This is a genomic window from Streptomyces venezuelae (assembly GCF_008642355.1).
In the GTDB taxonomy this organism is placed as follows: domain Bacteria; phylum Actinomycetota; class Actinomycetes; order Streptomycetales; family Streptomycetaceae; genus Streptomyces; species Streptomyces venezuelae_B.
Window position 1 is genome coordinate 6,564,668 of the sequence record NZ_CP029193.1, and the last position, 14,605, is coordinate 6,579,272.

Annotated in this window: 11 protein-coding genes; 6 read left to right on the top strand and 5 right to left on the bottom strand. The window is 73.0% G+C overall.

The window, feature by feature from the left end:
* Positions 1 to 30: 30 nt before the first annotated feature.
* Positions 31 to 537, bottom strand: a complete 507-nt coding sequence (locus tag DEJ47_RS30080) for a hypothetical protein (protein ID WP_150173492.1) — start codon at positions 535 to 537, stop codon at positions 31 to 33.
* 231 nt (positions 538 to 768) lie between these two features.
* Here DEJ47_RS30080 and cyc2 point away from each other — a divergent pair, with 231 nt between their 5' ends.
* Both cyc2 and phsA read left to right on the top strand, forming a co-directional pair.
* Positions 769 to 2,991: a germacradienol/geosmin synthase Cyc2 gene (gene cyc2 / locus DEJ47_RS30085; RefSeq protein WP_223828550.1), complete on the top strand. Its 2,223-nt coding sequence runs from the start codon at positions 769 to 771 to the stop codon at positions 2,989 to 2,991.
* Positions 2,992 to 3,049: 58 nt separating this feature from the next.
* A complete protein-coding gene (phsA, locus tag DEJ47_RS30090) occupies positions 3,050 to 4,999 on the top strand; it encodes an O-aminophenol oxidase PhsA (RefSeq protein WP_202457482.1) in 1,950 nt (649 codons plus the stop codon).
* 95 nt (positions 5,000 to 5,094) lie between these two features.
* Here phsA and DEJ47_RS30095 read toward each other — a convergent pair whose 3' ends face one another.
* Entirely contained in the window at positions 5,095 to 5,823 is a 729-nt protein-coding gene (locus tag DEJ47_RS30095) for a glutamine amidotransferase-related protein (RefSeq protein WP_150173493.1), read from the bottom strand.
* Positions 5,824 to 6,033: 210 nt separating this feature from the next.
* Here DEJ47_RS30095 and DEJ47_RS30100 point away from each other — a divergent pair, with 210 nt between their 5' ends.
* The 3 genes from DEJ47_RS30100 (at position 6,034) to DEJ47_RS30110 (ending at position 9,636) form a co-directional block, all read left to right on the top strand.
* Complete coding sequence (locus DEJ47_RS30100) at positions 6,034 to 6,903, top strand: LysR family transcriptional regulator (protein ID WP_150173494.1); 870 nt, start codon at positions 6,034 to 6,036, stop codon at positions 6,901 to 6,903.
* A gap of 1,030 nt (positions 6,904 to 7,933) precedes the next feature.
* The gene (locus tag DEJ47_RS30105) at positions 7,934 to 8,437 is read left to right on the top strand and encodes a PDZ domain-containing protein (RefSeq protein WP_223828551.1); all 504 of its coding nucleotides are present in this window, start codon (positions 7,934 to 7,936) and stop codon (positions 8,435 to 8,437) included.
* A gap of 74 nt (positions 8,438 to 8,511) precedes the next feature.
* Complete coding sequence (locus DEJ47_RS30110) at positions 8,512 to 9,636, top strand: aminopeptidase P family protein (protein WP_150173507.1); 1,125 nt, start codon at positions 8,512 to 8,514, stop codon at positions 9,634 to 9,636.
* Positions 9,637 to 9,661: 25 nt separating this feature from the next.
* On the opposite strand, the gene DEJ47_RS30115 is transcribed toward DEJ47_RS30110, so the two are convergent.
* Complete coding sequence (locus DEJ47_RS30115; protein ID WP_150173509.1) at positions 9,662 to 10,675, bottom strand: aldo/keto reductase; 1,014 nt, start codon at positions 10,673 to 10,675, stop codon at positions 9,662 to 9,664.
* A gap of 63 nt (positions 10,676 to 10,738) precedes the next feature.
* A complete protein-coding gene (gene treZ / locus DEJ47_RS30120) occupies positions 10,739 to 12,484 on the bottom strand; it encodes a malto-oligosyltrehalose trehalohydrolase (RefSeq protein WP_150173511.1) in 1,746 nt (581 codons plus the stop codon).
* Between the two features lie 155 nt (positions 12,485 to 12,639).
* On the opposite strand from treZ, the gene DEJ47_RS30125 reads away from it, so the two are divergent.
* Positions 12,640 to 13,191 (top strand): DUF1707 and FHA domain-containing protein, encoded by a 552-nt coding sequence (locus tag DEJ47_RS30125; protein WP_150173513.1) that lies wholly within the window; start codon positions 12,640 to 12,642, stop codon positions 13,189 to 13,191.
* Positions 13,192 to 13,214: 23 nt separating this feature from the next.
* Here DEJ47_RS30125 and DEJ47_RS30130 read toward each other — a convergent pair whose 3' ends face one another.
* The gene (locus DEJ47_RS30130) at positions 13,215 to 14,492 is read right to left on the bottom strand and encodes a M14 family zinc carboxypeptidase (RefSeq protein WP_150175950.1); all 1,278 of its coding nucleotides are present in this window, start codon (positions 14,490 to 14,492) and stop codon (positions 13,215 to 13,217) included.
* Between the last annotated feature and the right edge of the window lie 113 nt (positions 14,493 to 14,605).

Sequence of the window (14,605 nt, forward strand, 5' to 3'; positions counted from 1 at the left end):
GGCCCCCGATTCCGGTCCGTGGCGGGCGGGTCAGCCGGTGGCCTCGTCGAGGAGCGAACGCCAGCGGGCCCGGTCGCGGTCGTAGTGCAGCGGCCCCACCGCGAACTCCGTGAGGTCGAGTGCGGTGAGCCGCTCGTACGCCTCGGCGGGCAGGTCGGGCTCCAGCACGATGTCGAGGCCCGTGGACGCGTCCTGCAGCACGATGGGCCGGGCCGCGCCCTCGGCGCGGGCCTCATGTCCCTCGGACGGGGTGGCGGGATCGGACGCCGCGGGGCGCGCTGTCCTTCGTACGACCGCCTTGAACGCGTCGTACGCGTCCTTGACCGCCTCCGCCCCCAGACCCGTGAGGAACGCCTGGAGCGGCAGTGAGGCGAGGACGATCCACGGGACGTCGGCGGCGCCGCGGTGGTCGACGGTGTGCCGGACCCGGGCCGGTGGGGCGCCGAGGCCTGCGAAGGCGGCGACCAGCTCGCGGCGCAGTTCGTCGGGGACCTCGCGGTCCAGGAGCAGCTCCGCTCGCAGCGGCGCATCGGTCATGGACGTGCTTCCTTCCGAGGGCGTCGTCGGCAGCCTAGAGGCGTGAACGGTGCGCACGCGGGGAAAACCGAGATTCGCGGGCGGGGAACGTGCGGCGCGGCGGACGCCGACGGGCCGGTCCTTCGCACGTCTTTTCCCCTCTCGAAGGCGAACTGTCCCCCTTTCACGCGATGGTGCGATCGTGGGGCGCCGCACGGATGCCCGCGGGGAGCCCCGGGTAGGGCCGGGCACATGACGCAACCGTTCGACCTGCCGCGCTTCTACATGCCGTACGCCGCGAGGCTCAATCCACACCTGGACGAGGCCCGCGCGCACTCCACGCGCTGGGCGCGCGACATGGGCATGCTGGAGGGCAGCGGCGTCTGGGAGCAGAGCGACCTCGACGCGCACGACTACGGCCTGTTGTGTGCGTACACCCACCCCGACTGCGACGGCCCGGCGCTGTCGCTGATCACCGACTGGTACGTGTGGGTCTTCTTCTTCGACGACCACTTCCTGGACATGTACAAGCGCACCAACGACCGCGCGGCCGGCAAGGCGCACCTGGAACGCCTGCCTCTCTTCATGCCCATGGACCTGTCGGCCGCCGTGCCCGAGCCGCGCAACCCCGTGGAGGCGGGCCTCGCCGACCTGTGGGCGCGCACCGTGCCCGCGATGTCCGAGGACTGGCGCCGCCGCTTCGCGGAATCGACGGAACACCTGCTGAACGAGTCGATGTGGGAGCTTTCCAACATCAACGAGGGGCGGATCGCGAACCCCGTCGAGTACATCGAGATGCGCCGCAAGGTCGGCGGCGCACCCTGGTCGGCGGGCCTCATCGAGTACGCGACGGCGGAGGTGCCCGCGGCGGTCGCGGGGACGAGGCCGCTGCGCGTGCTCATGGAGACGTTCGCCGACGCCGTCCACCTGAGGAACGACCTGTTCTCGTACCAGCGCGAAGTCCAGGAGGAGGGCGAGCTCAGCAATGGTGTGCTCGTCCTGGAGACCTTCTTCGACTGCACCACCCAGGAGGCAGCCGACACCGTCAACGACGTGCTGACCTCGCGCCTGCACCAGTTCGAGCACACGGCGGTCACCGAAGTGCCCGCTCTGGCCCTGGAGAAAGGTCTCACCCCGTCCGAGGTGGCGGCCGTCGCCGCGTACACGAAAGGCCTCCAGGACTGGCAGTCCGGCGGCCACGAGTGGCATCTGCGTTCCAGCCGGTACATGAACGAGGGCGCGGTCACCGGCTCTCCGCTCGCCGGTCCGACCGGCCTCGGGACATCAGGGGTCGGCATCGCGTCGCTGCTCTCCGCCGCGGGAGCGGAACGGGCACGGCCCTTCACGCATGTGCCCTTCCAGAAAGTGGGCCCTTCCCGCATCCCCGATCTGTACATGCCGTTCCCGCTGCGGCTCAACCCCGGTCTCGACACCGCGCGGCAGCGCATCACCGGGTGGGCGCACGCGATGGGCATCCTGGAGGAGGGCGTCTGGGACGAGGACAGGCTCGACGCGTACGACCTGCCGCTGTGCGCCGCGGGACTCGACCCGGACGGCACACAACAGGCACTCGACCTCAGCACGCAGTGGCTCGTGTGGGGCACCTACGGCGACGACTACTACCCCCTCCTCTTCGGCCGCCGCCGCGACCTCGCCGCCGCGAAGCTCTGCACCGAACGCCTCTCCGCCTGCATGCCCCTCGTCGGCGAGCCCGTACCGGTGCCCGCGAACGCCATGGAGCGCGGCCTCGTCGACCTGTGGTCGCGCACGACGCGTGACATGACCGACCGGCAGCGCAGGGTGCTGCGCGACGCCGTCGACGTCATGACGGAGAGCTGGGTGTGGGAGATCTTCAACCAGCTGCACCATCGCGTGCCCGACCCGGTCGACTACCTGGAGATGCGCCGCGCCACGTTCGGCGCCGACCTCACGATGAGCCTGTGCCGGATGGGCCACGGCCCCGCCGTGCCGCCCGCGCTCTACCGCAGCGGTCCCGTCCGCTCCCTGGAGAACGCCGCCGTCGACTACGCCATGCTCGTGAACGACATCTTCTCGTACCAGAAGGAGATCGAGTACGAGGGCGAGTTCCACAACGGCATCCTCGTCGTGCAGAACTTCTTCGGCTGCGACTACCCGTCGGCGCTGCGGGTCGTCCACGATCTGACGACACAGCGCCTGCGCCAGTTCGAGCACGTCTGCGCCCACGAATTGACGTCCCTGTACGACGACTTCGCGCTGTCACGCGAGGGCCGCGCGGCCATCGACGGCTACGTCGCCGACCTGAAGAACTGGATGGCGGGCATCCTCAACTGGCACCACGGCTGCCGACGCTACGGGGCACGGGACCTGGCCGGGCGCGCACACGGCTTCCTGCCCGATCGCGCGCCCTCCGGCGCTCCGACGAGCCCCCTTCGGATGGTTTCATCCGGAATGCAGGATTCGTGGAACTTCGGTGAGGCGCCAGGAGTCTTCTGAAGTGAAGGCGGCCGTCGACCGGCCGCGAAACGGGGGATGGACACGGGGGTGTTCGATCTTGACCGACATCATTGAGCGCAGCACGGAAGAGCCGACGGGCGGCACGGCGGACATCGCCGGTGCGCAAGTGGCCGACGAGGATGCGGCGGGGAGGGCCCGGGGCCCCGCCGACGGTGAACTGGCACCGTTCGTGGCGCCGTTGACCGTCCCGCCGGTCCTGCGGCCCGACTCCACCGACGTGCTGGAGGAGACCGAGATCGTGTTGCGGCCGACATGGGTGCGCCTGCACCCGCAGCTTCCGCCGACGCTGATGTGGGGGTATGACGGCTCGGTGCCGGGCCCCACCATCGAGGTGCGGCGCGGGCAGCGGGTCCGCATCGCCTGGACCAACCGCATTCCGCAGGGCGAGTATCCCGTCACGGCCGTCGAGGCGCCGCGCGGCGACCCGCAGAAGGACCCGCTGCCCAGCACTCTGCCGGGCCGTGGGGGCATCGAGCCGAACAAGGACGTGGCGTCGCTGCCCGCCTGGTCGGTGACGCACCTGCACGGCGCGCAGACGGGCGGCGGCAACGACGGCTGGGCGGACAACGCCGTGGGGTACGGAGACGCCCAGCTCTCCGAGTATCCGAACGACCACCAGGCGGTGCAGTGGTGGTACCACGACCACGCCATGAACATCACGCGCTGGAACGTGATGGCGGGTCTCTACGGCACGTACCTGGTCCGGGACGACGAGGAGGACGCGCTGCAACTGCCGTGCGGCGAGCGGGAGATACCGCTGCTCATCGCCGACAGGAACCTTGACACGGACGAGGGCGACGGCCGGCTGAACGGCCGCCTCCTGCACAAGACCACCATCGTCGACCCGAAGAACGCGGAGACGGGCAAGCCGGTCTCCCTGCCCTTCTCGGGCCCCTACACCACGGTCAACGGCCGCATCTGGCCGTACGCCGACGTGGACGCGGCCTGGTACCGCTTCCGCCTGGTCAACGCGTCGAACGCGCGCATCTACGACCTGGTTCTCGTCGACGAGGACAACAACCCCGTGCGGGGCGTCCTCCACCAGATCGGCAGCGACGGCGGGCTCCTGCCGCGCCCCGTGCCCGTCGACTTCGAAGGGGCACTGCCCACGCTCACCGTCGCACCGGCCGAGCGCATGGACCTGCTCATCGACTTCCGTGAGCTCGCCGGGCAGCGGCTGCGGCTGGTCAACAAGGGACGGGGGCAGGCGCCCGGTGTGCCCGACGTGGCGAACGACGTGCGCTACCCGCAGGTCATGGAGTTCCGCGTGGGCGAGTGCGCCGAACCGGACACGTTCGAACTGCCGGAGGTCCTCTCGGGCTCCTTCCGCCCGCTCACCCACGACATCGCGCACGGGCACCGGCTGATCGTGCTGACCCCGCCCGCCACGAAGGGCGGCGGCGGCCACCCGGAGATCTGGGAGATGGCCGAGGTCGAGAAGCCCGGTGACATCCAGGTGCCGACCGAGGGGATCATCCAGCTGCGCGGGGAGGACGGCAGGGTCAGGACGTACCGGAGGATCGCCCGCACGTTCAACGACGGCCTCGGCATCACGATCGCCGAGGGCAGCCACGAACAGTGGACGTTCCTGAACCTCGCCGCGAACCCACCGGTGCTCCACCCGATGCACATCCACCTGGCGGACTTCCAGCTCCTCGGCAGGGACGCCTGCGACGTCTCGGGCTTCGACGTCAGCATCGGCGGCACCCTCGCGCCCATAGCGGTCGACCCGAAACGGCCCGTTCCGTTGGCCCCGAACGAGCGCGGCTGGAAGGACGTCTTCCGGGTGCCCGGCGGGCAGATGCTGCGCGTCATGGGCAAGTTCGACGGGGCGTACGGCCGGTTCATGTACCACTGCCACTTCCTGGAGCACGAGGACATGGGCATGATGCGGCCCTTCGTGGTCATGCCCAAGGAGGCCCTGAAGTTCGACCACGGCGCCGGACACGGGGGTGGTCACGGGGATCACGGCGGTCAGTCCGTGTGACGGCGGACGGTCCTGAGCCGGTGCCGGTGGTAGTGCCGCTGCCGGTTCTGGCTCCGGTTCCGGTGGCGGTGCCCGTGCCGGGTGGCGGGTGAGGGTCAGGCGGCCACGCCCGCGTGCCGGACGGCGGCTCGCGCCAGGGCCCGCACGATCGGGTGCGGGCGCGAGCCGTCGCCGGCCAGCTCCGGCTGGAAGAGGGAGGCCAGGAAGAAGGGGTGGCCGGGGAGTTCGGCCATCCGCACCTGGCCCTCCTCGTCCTCGCCGGAGAAGCGCAGACCGTGGGCGCGCAGCGTGTCGAGGTGGGCGGTGGGCCCGTACGAGCAGTGGTAGCGCTCGACCGACGTGCGGGCGCCCACGACGGACTCGGCGAGCGAGCCCTCCGCGATCGTCACCGTGCCCTCGTGGCCGACCAGCGAACAGGCGAGGGGGGTGAGGAGCAGGTCATCGGCGCCGGGGTCGTTCTCGGCGTGGGCGACGTCGGTCAGACCGCACACGTTCCGCGCGTACTCCAGGAGCGTGTGCTGGAAGCCGCCGCAGGTACCGAGGAAGGGCACGCCGTCCTCGCGGGCCGTGCGGATCGCGGCGAGCGCGCCGGCCTCGCTGCGGTACGGGCTGCCCGGCACCACCCACACGGCGTCAAAACCGCGCACGGCGTCCGGCTCAACGGCGTCCTCGGTCGGTATCCAGTACGCGTCGAGGACGAGGTGGTCCTGGGCGGCGAGGGCGTCCAGGAGAAGCGGGATCCGGGTGTGGGCGGTGACGTTCGGGGAGCGGTCGCCGACGACGGCGAGGCGGGCGGCGCGGTGGGTGTGGGCGGTGGTGGTCATGCGAATCATCCTGGCCGGGCCCCCAGTTCACGTCCAACGATGATTGCTGCACGCTCCATAAGCGTTCCTGATGACGTCGTCAGGGCGCCGCTGATGACGTCTCCGAGCACCCCTGGTGACGTCGCCGAGCACCCCTGATCGCCGAGCACCCGTGGTGGCCGAGTACCCCTGGTGGCCGTGCGCCCGCCGAACCGGGAGATCCTTGCGGCCATGGACCCGCACCTCCTGCGCACCTACGTGACGGTGGCCCGCCTCGGCTCCTTCTCCGAGGCGGCCCGCGAACTCGGCTACACCCAGTCCGCCGTCTCCCAGCACATCGCCGCCCTGGAGCAGGACCTCGGCGCGGCCCTGCTCACGCGCCGCCCCGTCGCGCCCACTCCGGCGGGGGCCCGGCTGCTGGAGCACGCGGGCCCGCTGCTGCTGCGCCTGGACGCGGCCCGCGCGGAGGTCGTCCGCATGGCGGCCGCTCCCGAGCAGGGGCTGACGCTCGCGGCCACGTCGACGGCGCTCACCCCGCGTACGGTCCGGGCGCTCCCCGTGGCGGGCGTCACCCTCGCCGTGCTGCCGCGCGACGAGGTCCCCGCGGCGGTCGCGACGGGTGCGGCCGACCTCGGCCTGGTCGACGGGCTCGCGGCGCCGAGTGACCCCCTGCGCCTGCCGGACGTCGCGCCGCTGGGTGTACGCGGCCTCGCGGAGGGACCCGTGGCCGTGCTCCTCGCCGAGGACCACCCGCTGGCCCGTCGCCCCGGTCTGCGCCTCGGAGACCTGGTGGACGCCCGCTGGATCGACGCCCCGGACACGGGGTTGCCGCTGGCCCGACTCCGTGCGGCGTCCGGCACGTCGGGGTTCCGCCCCGCGGTGCGCTACGACGGCACGGACCTGCGCACTCTCACCGCGCTGGTCGCCGCGGGCCACGGTCTCGCCCTGCTGCCGCGGTGGGCGGCGGAGGAGGCGCGGGGCACGGTCGCCGTACCTCTGACGGCACCTCGCGTCGTCCACCGCACGGAACTCCTCCACACCGGCACGCTGCGAGGCCCCGCCCGAACGCTGGCCGCCCAGCTGGATGTCACCCGTTCGTGAGGCGTCGACGCGGGGTCACTCCGGGTAGAGCTGTGGCCGGAGGCGATCCATGGATCACACCACGTTGCGTCCCAAGCCGATGCCGGGCCGGAACCCGGGCCAGAACCCGGACCAGGGCTCTGCCCAGGCCCAGGCTCCGGCCGCGGACCTGAGCCGACCCCCGGGCCGAGGCGCCGACCGACATGTCGACTCGGACCAGGACGAGGTTTTCCCCGGCGTCCGCAGCCAGGACGGACTACCTGGCCGAGGGGAGGACACGGGGTGGGGCGGCCCAGGGGAGGGCCCGGGCCACAGCGCCGGACAACAACCGGAGCCGGACCGAAGGACCCGCCAGAGCACAGGCCGGCACGCCGCCCCGAGTTCCGGCGAGTACACCCCCTCGCGTTCCGCCGAGCGCACCGCCCCTGACGCCGAAGAGCACACTGCCAACGGCTTCGACACATACGCGCCCCTGAGCTCCGGCGAGGGCACCGCCCCGGGTTCCGATGGGCACGTTTCTCCGAGTTTCGGCGAAGGCACCGCCCCGGGCTCCGGCGGGCGCATCTCCTCGGGCCTTGGCCCGTACGTCTCCCCTGGTTTCGGCGAGGGCACCGCGCCCGGCTCCGGCGAGTACGCCGCCCCAAGTTCGGGCGAGCACACTGCCTCCAGCTCCGGCGAGCGCACCCCCTCCGGCCCCGGCGAGTACGTGACCCCCAGCCGTCACAGGCACACCGCCCCCCGCCTCAGCGAGTACGCCGCCCCCAGCCCCAACACGCACACCGCCCCCCGCCCCAGCAACCACACCACCCCCCGCCCCGACAGGCACGCCACCCCAAGTCCCGGCGGATACGTCACCTCAAGTCCCGGTGAGCCCCCCAGTCCGACGCCCCGCCCCCCTCGACGCCGGCGTCGAGGGCCCGCTCCGGATGCGGCGGCGCCGGTGCGGTCGGCGCCCGCCGGGCCTCTCCGTCCGTCGCCCGAGTCCCGCGACACCCACCGCCCCCGCCGCCCCCACGCCGCCCGGCGGCGTCACGGCAGGCGGTGGGGGACATTGGTCTTCGGGGTCCTCTGTGCCGCCGCCCTCGTGCTCTCGGGGATCGGCATCGGCACCGTCGGCGCCACCGTCATCGGGATGAGCAGGCTCGCCGGGGTGCGGGAGGCCTCTGCCGTCCCCACCGGGGCGGGCTCGGCGCCCGGGGCCGACATGCCGATGAGCGGGTCGAAGCACCCCGCCCCCGGCCCCCGCGACCCCGTCCCCCCACCGCCGCGTCCCCGCCCTCCCGCCGCTGCCCTCGGCGTCGAGGCCGTCGACGCGCCCCGGGGCGCGGGTGCGGGTGCCCTGCTCGTCGGCGTGCACGTGCCGGGCCCCGGACACGCCGCGGGGCTCGTGCGCGGCGACACCGTGGTCGTGTTCGGCGGCGCCCGCGTCGGCTCGGCCGCCGAGCTCGCCCTGCAGGTCGGTCGAGCGCGGCCCGGCAGGACCGTGACCCTGACGGTCCGCCACCAGAGCGGCGCGCGGCAGGTTCTGGCCGCGCGGCCCGGCGTCGTGACGTGACCCGGCCCCGACCCGGGCTCGCGGTCACGCGCGGCGAGGGGCAGGATCTCTCGCGTGGACACCAGGAGGTCACCATGAGCAGCGCGCCCGCGCCCTTCACCGCCGACGACTACCGAGCACGCATGGAGCGGGCCGCCGCCGCGGCCGCGGACGCGGGTCTGGCGGGCGTGCTCGTCGCGCCGGGCCCCGACCTCGTCTGGCTCACCGGCTACCGCCCGACCGCGGACACCGAACGCCTGACGCTCCTCGTGCTCGCGGCCGGACAGGACCCCGTTCTCGTCGTGCCGACCCTGGAGGCCCCGGACGCCGCGCGCGCCGCGGGCGCCCCCGCGCTCACCCTCCGGGACTGGACCGACGGCAAGGACCCGTACGCCGTCACCGCGCCCCTCCTGGACGTATCGGGCCGCTTCGGAGTGAGCGACAACGCCTGGGCGATGCACCTGCTCGGCTTCCAGCAGGCGCTGCCCGGCACCTCCTACGTATCGCTCACCCAAGCCCTGCCGATGCTCCGCGCGGTCAAGGACGAGGCCGAGCTGGAGCGCCTCGCGGCGGCGGGCGCGGCGGCCGACGCGGCGTACGAGGAGATCCAGAAGGTGCCGTTCGCGGGCCGCAGGGAGACGGATGTCGCCGGCGATCTCGCGGATCTGCTGCGGAGGTTCGGGCACGCGCAGGTGGACTTCACCGTGGTCGGCTCAGGGCCCAACGGCGCCAACCCGCACCACGAGGCGGGTGACCGCGTCATCGAGCGGGGCGACATGGTCGTCCTCGACTTCGGCGGGCTCCTGCACGGCTACGGCTCGGACACCTCCCGCACGGTCCACGTGGGGGAGCCGACCGCCGAGGAGCAGCGCGTCCACGACGTGGTGCGCGAGGCGCAGGCGGCCGGCTGTGCGGCGGTACGGCCCGACGCGGCCTGCCAGGACATCGACCGCGCGGCCCGCGCCGTGATCACCGAGTTCGGCTACGGCGAGTACTTCATCCACCGCACCGGGCACGGCATCGGCGTCACCACCCACGAACCGCCTTACATGATCGAGGGCGAGGAGCAGCCCCTCGTGCCCGGCATGTGCTTCTCCGTGGAGCCCGGCATCTACCTGCCCGGCCGCTTCGGCGTGCGCATCGAGGACATCGTGACGGTCACCGAGGACGGCGGGCGGCGGCTCAACACCACGGCCCGCGAGATGGCGATCGTCGACTGACGTCCGGGCGGCCCGCGCGCGGCCGTCAGCCGACGTCCGTGCGCGGGCCGGTGCGCGGCTCGCGCCCCGGGTAGTGCGCGAGGACGTTGTACGGGTACGGCAGCGGGCGCGCGCTCGCCTCCGTGAGCCGCTGCCGCTGCCCGGCCGTCAGCTCCCAGTCCACGCAGCCGAGGTTGTCGGCCAACTGCTCGACGGAGCGCGCCCCGATGATCGGCGCTGTCACACCGGGCTGCTGGAGGAGCCAGCGCAGCGCCACCTGCGCCGGGGAGCGCCCGGTCTCCCCGGCGACCGCCAGGACCGCGTCGACGACCCGCCACGTGTCCTCCGTGGCCCGCTCCTCCCAGCTGCCCGCGCCCCGCGTGCCCTCCGGCGGTGCCGCCATGCCCCGCCGGAACTTGCCGGAGAGCCAGCCGCCGTGCAGCGGGCTGTACGGGATGACGCCGACGCCCTCCGCCTCGCTGAGCGGCAGCAGCTCCCACTCGATGTCGCGCCCGAGCAGGTTGTAGAACGGCTGCAGGGACGCGTACGGCTCCCAGCCGTGTGCCCGCGCCACGTCGAGGGCCTTCTGCAACTGTGCCGCGGAGTGGTTGCTCGCTCCCAGGTAGCGGACCTTGCCCGCCTTCACGAGGGTGTCCAGGGTGGACAGGGTCTCCTCGACGGGTGTCGTCGCGTCCCACACATGGGTCTGGTAGAGGTCGATGTAGTCGGTGCCCAGTCGCCGCAGGCTCGCGTCGACGGCCGACACGATGTGCTTGCGGCTCAGACCTCCGGCGTTCGGCGCGTCGCCCATCGTGGCGAACACCTTGGTGGCGACGACGAGTTCGTCCCTGCGGCGGCCTTTCAGCCAGCGGCCGAGGATCTCCTCCGACAGGCCGCGCCCGTACATGTCGGCCGTGTCGATGAACGTGCCGCCGGCTTCGGTGAACGTGTCCAGCATGCGGTGCGACGTGGTCTCGTCCGCGCCGCTGCCGAACGTCATCGTGCCGAAGCAGAGTTCGCTGACCCGCAGACCGGTCCGGCCCAGAAATCGTTGCTTCATGATCCGCCTCCCGAAAGTGGCCCCCGACGTTACGCGGTCAGGAGAATCAGGCAGTCGCCGGGATCACGCCGTCGCCAGGATCACGCACGATTCGCCCGGCAGCCGCACCACTCCGTCCGCGCCCGGCGTCTCGACCGGCTCCCACGCGGCGAGCACGCGCGCGTGGCGCCCGTCCAGCGGCACGGTGACGGGCTTCTTGCCGAGGTTCACGGCGATCCGCAGATCCCCGCGCCGGAACGCGAACCAGCGGGCCTCTTCGTCGTACGCGACGCGCACGGCGGCCAGATCGGGGTCGGTCAGGTCGCCGCGGGCGCGGCGCAGGGCGATCAGGTCCCGGTGCCAGGCGAGGAGCCGCGCGTGGTGGCCCTTCGCGGGTTCGGACCAGTCCAGGCACGAGCGGTCGCGCGTCCCGTGGTCCTGCGGGTCGGGGATGTCCTCCTCGGCCCACCCGTGCGCGGCGAACTCCCGCCGCCTACCCCGGCGCACGGCCTCGGCGAGCTCGGGGTCCGTGTGGTCGGTGAAGAACTGCCAGGGAGTCGTGGCGCCCCACTCCTCACCCATGAACAGCATCGGCGTGAACGGGCTGGTCAGGGTGAGCGCGGCGGCGCAGGCGAGCAGGCCGGGGGAGAGGGAGGCCGAAAGGCGGTCGCCCAGGGCGCGGTTGCCGATCTGGTCGTGGGTCTGCGCGTAGCCGAGGAAGCGGTACGCGGGGGTCCGCGCGCGGTCCACCGGGCGTCCGTGGGCACGGCCGCGGAACGTCGAGTACGTCCCGTCGTGGAAGAAGCCGTGCGTCAGTGTCTTGGCGAGCGCGGTCAGCGGGGCGCGCGCGAAGTCTTCGTAGTAGCCCTGCGCCTCACCCGTGAGGGCGGTGTGCAGCGCGTGGTGGAAGTCGTCGTTCCACTGCGCCTGGAGGCCGAGTCCGCCCCGCGCGCGCGGGGTGACGATGCGCGGGTCGCCCAGGTCCGACTCGGCGATCAGCGAGAGCGGCCGGTCGAGTTCGGCGGCCAAGGAGTCCACGGCGACGGAGAGTTCTTCCAGGAAGTGGCACGCGCGCGTGTCGACCAGCGCGTGCACCGCGTCGAGTCGGAGGCCGTCGATGCGGTAGTCGCGCAGCCAGGCCAGGGCGCTGCCGATCAGGTACGCGCGCACCTCGTCCGATCCCGGCGCGTCCAGGTTGACGGCGGCGCCCCACGGTGTCTGGTGCGTCTCGGTGAAGTACGGGCCGAACGCGGGCAGGTAGTTGCCGGACGGGCCGAGGTGGTTGTGGACGACGTCCAGGACGACACCGAGGCCGTGCGCGTGCGCTGCGTCGACAAATCGTTTCAGCGCCTCGGGTCCGCCATAGGGCTCGTGCACCGCCCAGAGAGACACCCCCTCGTACCCCCAGCCGTACCGCCCGGGGAAGGGGCACAGCGGCATCAGCTCGACATGCGTGACGCCCAGCTCCGCGAGGTGCCCGAGCCGGTCCGCCGCCGCGTCGAGGGTCCCTTCGCGCGTGTACGTCCCCACGTGCAACTCGTACAGGACCGCGTCCCGCACCCCGCGCCCCGCCCACGGCGTGCGCCACGCGTACCGGTCGTGGTCGACGACCGCGCTGAGCCCGTCGGGCCCCTCAGGCTGGCGGCGCGAGCGCGGGTCCGGCAGGACCGGGCCCCCGTCCACCGAGAAGCCGTAACGGGTGCCGTCCTCGGCCGCCGCCTCCCCCGTCCACCATCCCGCGCGGTCCCCGTCACGCTCCAGCGCGCGCGTGGTTCCCGCACACTCCAGTACGACCCGCTCGGCCTCCGGCGCCCACACTTCGAACCTCACCGACGGTTCTCCCTCGTCCGCTGTCCGTCACACCGTGCGTCCCATGGTGCGTCAGAAACCCGCGGTCCGTGGGGGGATCCGCCCGGGACACGATCGAACGCCGCTCGAACCCCCCGTTCTGGACACCCGGGCCGCGAGTGACGGACAATTCCCTGGTGACATCCTCTTTCGAGTTCTCCACGTACCCCGCGCGGGTGACGGACGCGGAGCGCGACCGGGCGCTGGACGCACTCAAGGAGGGCGCGGCCGTCGGCAGGCTCTCGCACGACACGTTCCTGCGGCGCATGGAGCTCGTGCTCGCCGCCAGGCGGCCCGATGAACTGGCCGCCCTCACCGACGACCTGCGGACCGAGAACCGCTGGTCGCGGATGGTGCTCGGCGGTGTGGGCGCGGTCTCCGGGTTCACGATGAAGCTGCGCAGGGCCTGGCAGGCCGAGCGCCTGCCGAAGCTGCTGCTGCCCTCGCCCGACAGCGCCTTCCCGCTGCGCATCGGCCGCGACCCCGCCAACGGCCTGCGGCTGAGCCACGACACGGTGTCCCGCGTCCACGCCGAGCTGCGGCGACAGGGCGGGGTGTGGGTGCTGCGCGACCTCGGCTCGACCAACGGCACCTCCGTGAACGGCCGCAGGGTGACCGGCGCGGCGATCGTCCAGGACGGCGACTCGGTGAGCTTCGGCCGGATGGCGTTCCGCCTCTCGACGAACTGAGCGCCGCTCGCGGAGGCACGCGGTCAGCCCGTCCCGCGGTCGCCATCGGCCTGCACGCGCGCGTACCGCGCCGCCGCGACCGTCGTGCGCGACTGGTGCTCCACCTGGTGCTCCAGCGGAACCCAACGAGCCCTGAACCGTTCGGCGAACGCTTCGCTCCACTGCGCCACGAGCACCTCCAGCCGCGGCGCCGCCCGGTCGCCCGCCTCGTCCAGGACCCGCAGCAGCATCGCCGCCGCCCGCAGCGGCAGGCGCCTGCCGAAGGCGTCGACGCTCCCGATATACGCACGTGACGTCCCCGCGGGCGGCAGCCGCCGCCAGTCGTCGGCGAGGCCCGGCACCAGTGCGAGCGCCCACCGCGCGGCCCGCAGCAGCGGCCCGTCCGGGCCGCCGTCCGCGCCGTTCCCGGACAGCCGCGGCAGGGCGTCGGCCAGGATGTCCTCCACGAGCCGTGCGTCGCGCCGCAGGCGGCCCGCGAGGGCCCGCATCGCCAGCGTGGGCGTCGGATGCGTCTGCGGGTCGTCGACCAGGTCGCTGGCCCACATGGGGACCTCGATGATCGCCGTCCGTCCGCCGTAGCGGTGGGGGCGGTGCCAGGTGGTGCGCCGGGCGTCCTCGGGCAGGCTCGGGTACGCCGCGTCCGTGCCGGGGCGCGGCAGCACGTGGACGCCCGGCCCCGAGACCGGCCAGCCGGCGGCGTCCGACGCCCCCGTCTCCACCGGAATGTGCAGTTCCGCAGCGGACTTGACGAAGGGTTCGGCGAGGCCGGGGATGTCCTTCGTGAGCTGTATCCAGCTGCCGCCCAGGTCGGTGCCGTGCAACGACACCTGCAAGTAGGGGCGCAGTTCATCGATGACGGCGGTCAGGGCGCGGGTCTCCGGCGGCAGCCGGTCCGGCGGCAGGACGGAGGGCGACCACTCCGGCTGCTCGGGTCCCGCCGGGCGGAAGAAGTGCCGGTGGTAGTCGAGGAGGGTGCGCGGGGCGGGCGTGCGGTGCAGGCTCGCGCCGTCCGGATCCGCGCAGAGCAGGAAGTGCCACGACGTGTCACCGCGCAGCCGCGGATCGCGCAGGGCCCGTTCCGCGAGGTGCAGCAGCGTGGACCCGCCGGCCGGTTCATTGGCGTGCGCGCCCGCGACGACGAGGACGGCGCGTGGCCGGTGCCCTATGGAGAGCAGGTGCAGGGGCCGTCCCGCGCGCGAGGCACCCACTTCGCGCAGGGAGGCCAGTTCGGGACGGTGTGCTGCCAACTGTCGAGCGGAAAGGACGAGTTCAGGAACGCTCGGATAGTGCTGCACCGCCAGTTGGCCCCCTGTCCGGTTCACCCCTGAGGCAATCGCAGTACCCCATGCCCCCCGGAGGGGTGTCAAGGACGCCTCCGCCGGGCCGCCGCGCCGACGACCCTCACTCGAACGGC

Bases quoted from the DNA above. Each gene is read 5' to 3' on its own strand.
- DEJ47_RS30080 (WP_150173492.1), bottom strand. From the start codon at position 537: ATGACCGATGCGCCGCTGCGAGCGGAGCTGCTCCTGGACCGCGAGGTC.
- cyc2 (WP_223828550.1), top strand. From the start codon at position 769: ATGACGCAACCGTTCGACCTGCCGCGCTTCTACATGCCGTACGCCGCG.
- DEJ47_RS30095 (WP_150173493.1), bottom strand. From the start codon at position 5,823: ATGACCACCACCGCCCACACCCACCGCGCCGCCCGCCTCGCCGTCGTC.
- DEJ47_RS30100 (WP_150173494.1), top strand. From the start codon at position 6,034: ATGGACCCGCACCTCCTGCGCACCTACGTGACGGTGGCCCGCCTCGGC.
- DEJ47_RS30110 (WP_150173507.1), top strand. From the start codon at position 8,512: ATGAGCAGCGCGCCCGCGCCCTTCACCGCCGACGACTACCGAGCACGC.
- DEJ47_RS30115 (WP_150173509.1), bottom strand. From the start codon at position 10,675: ATGAAGCAACGATTTCTGGGCCGGACCGGTCTGCGGGTCAGCGAACTC.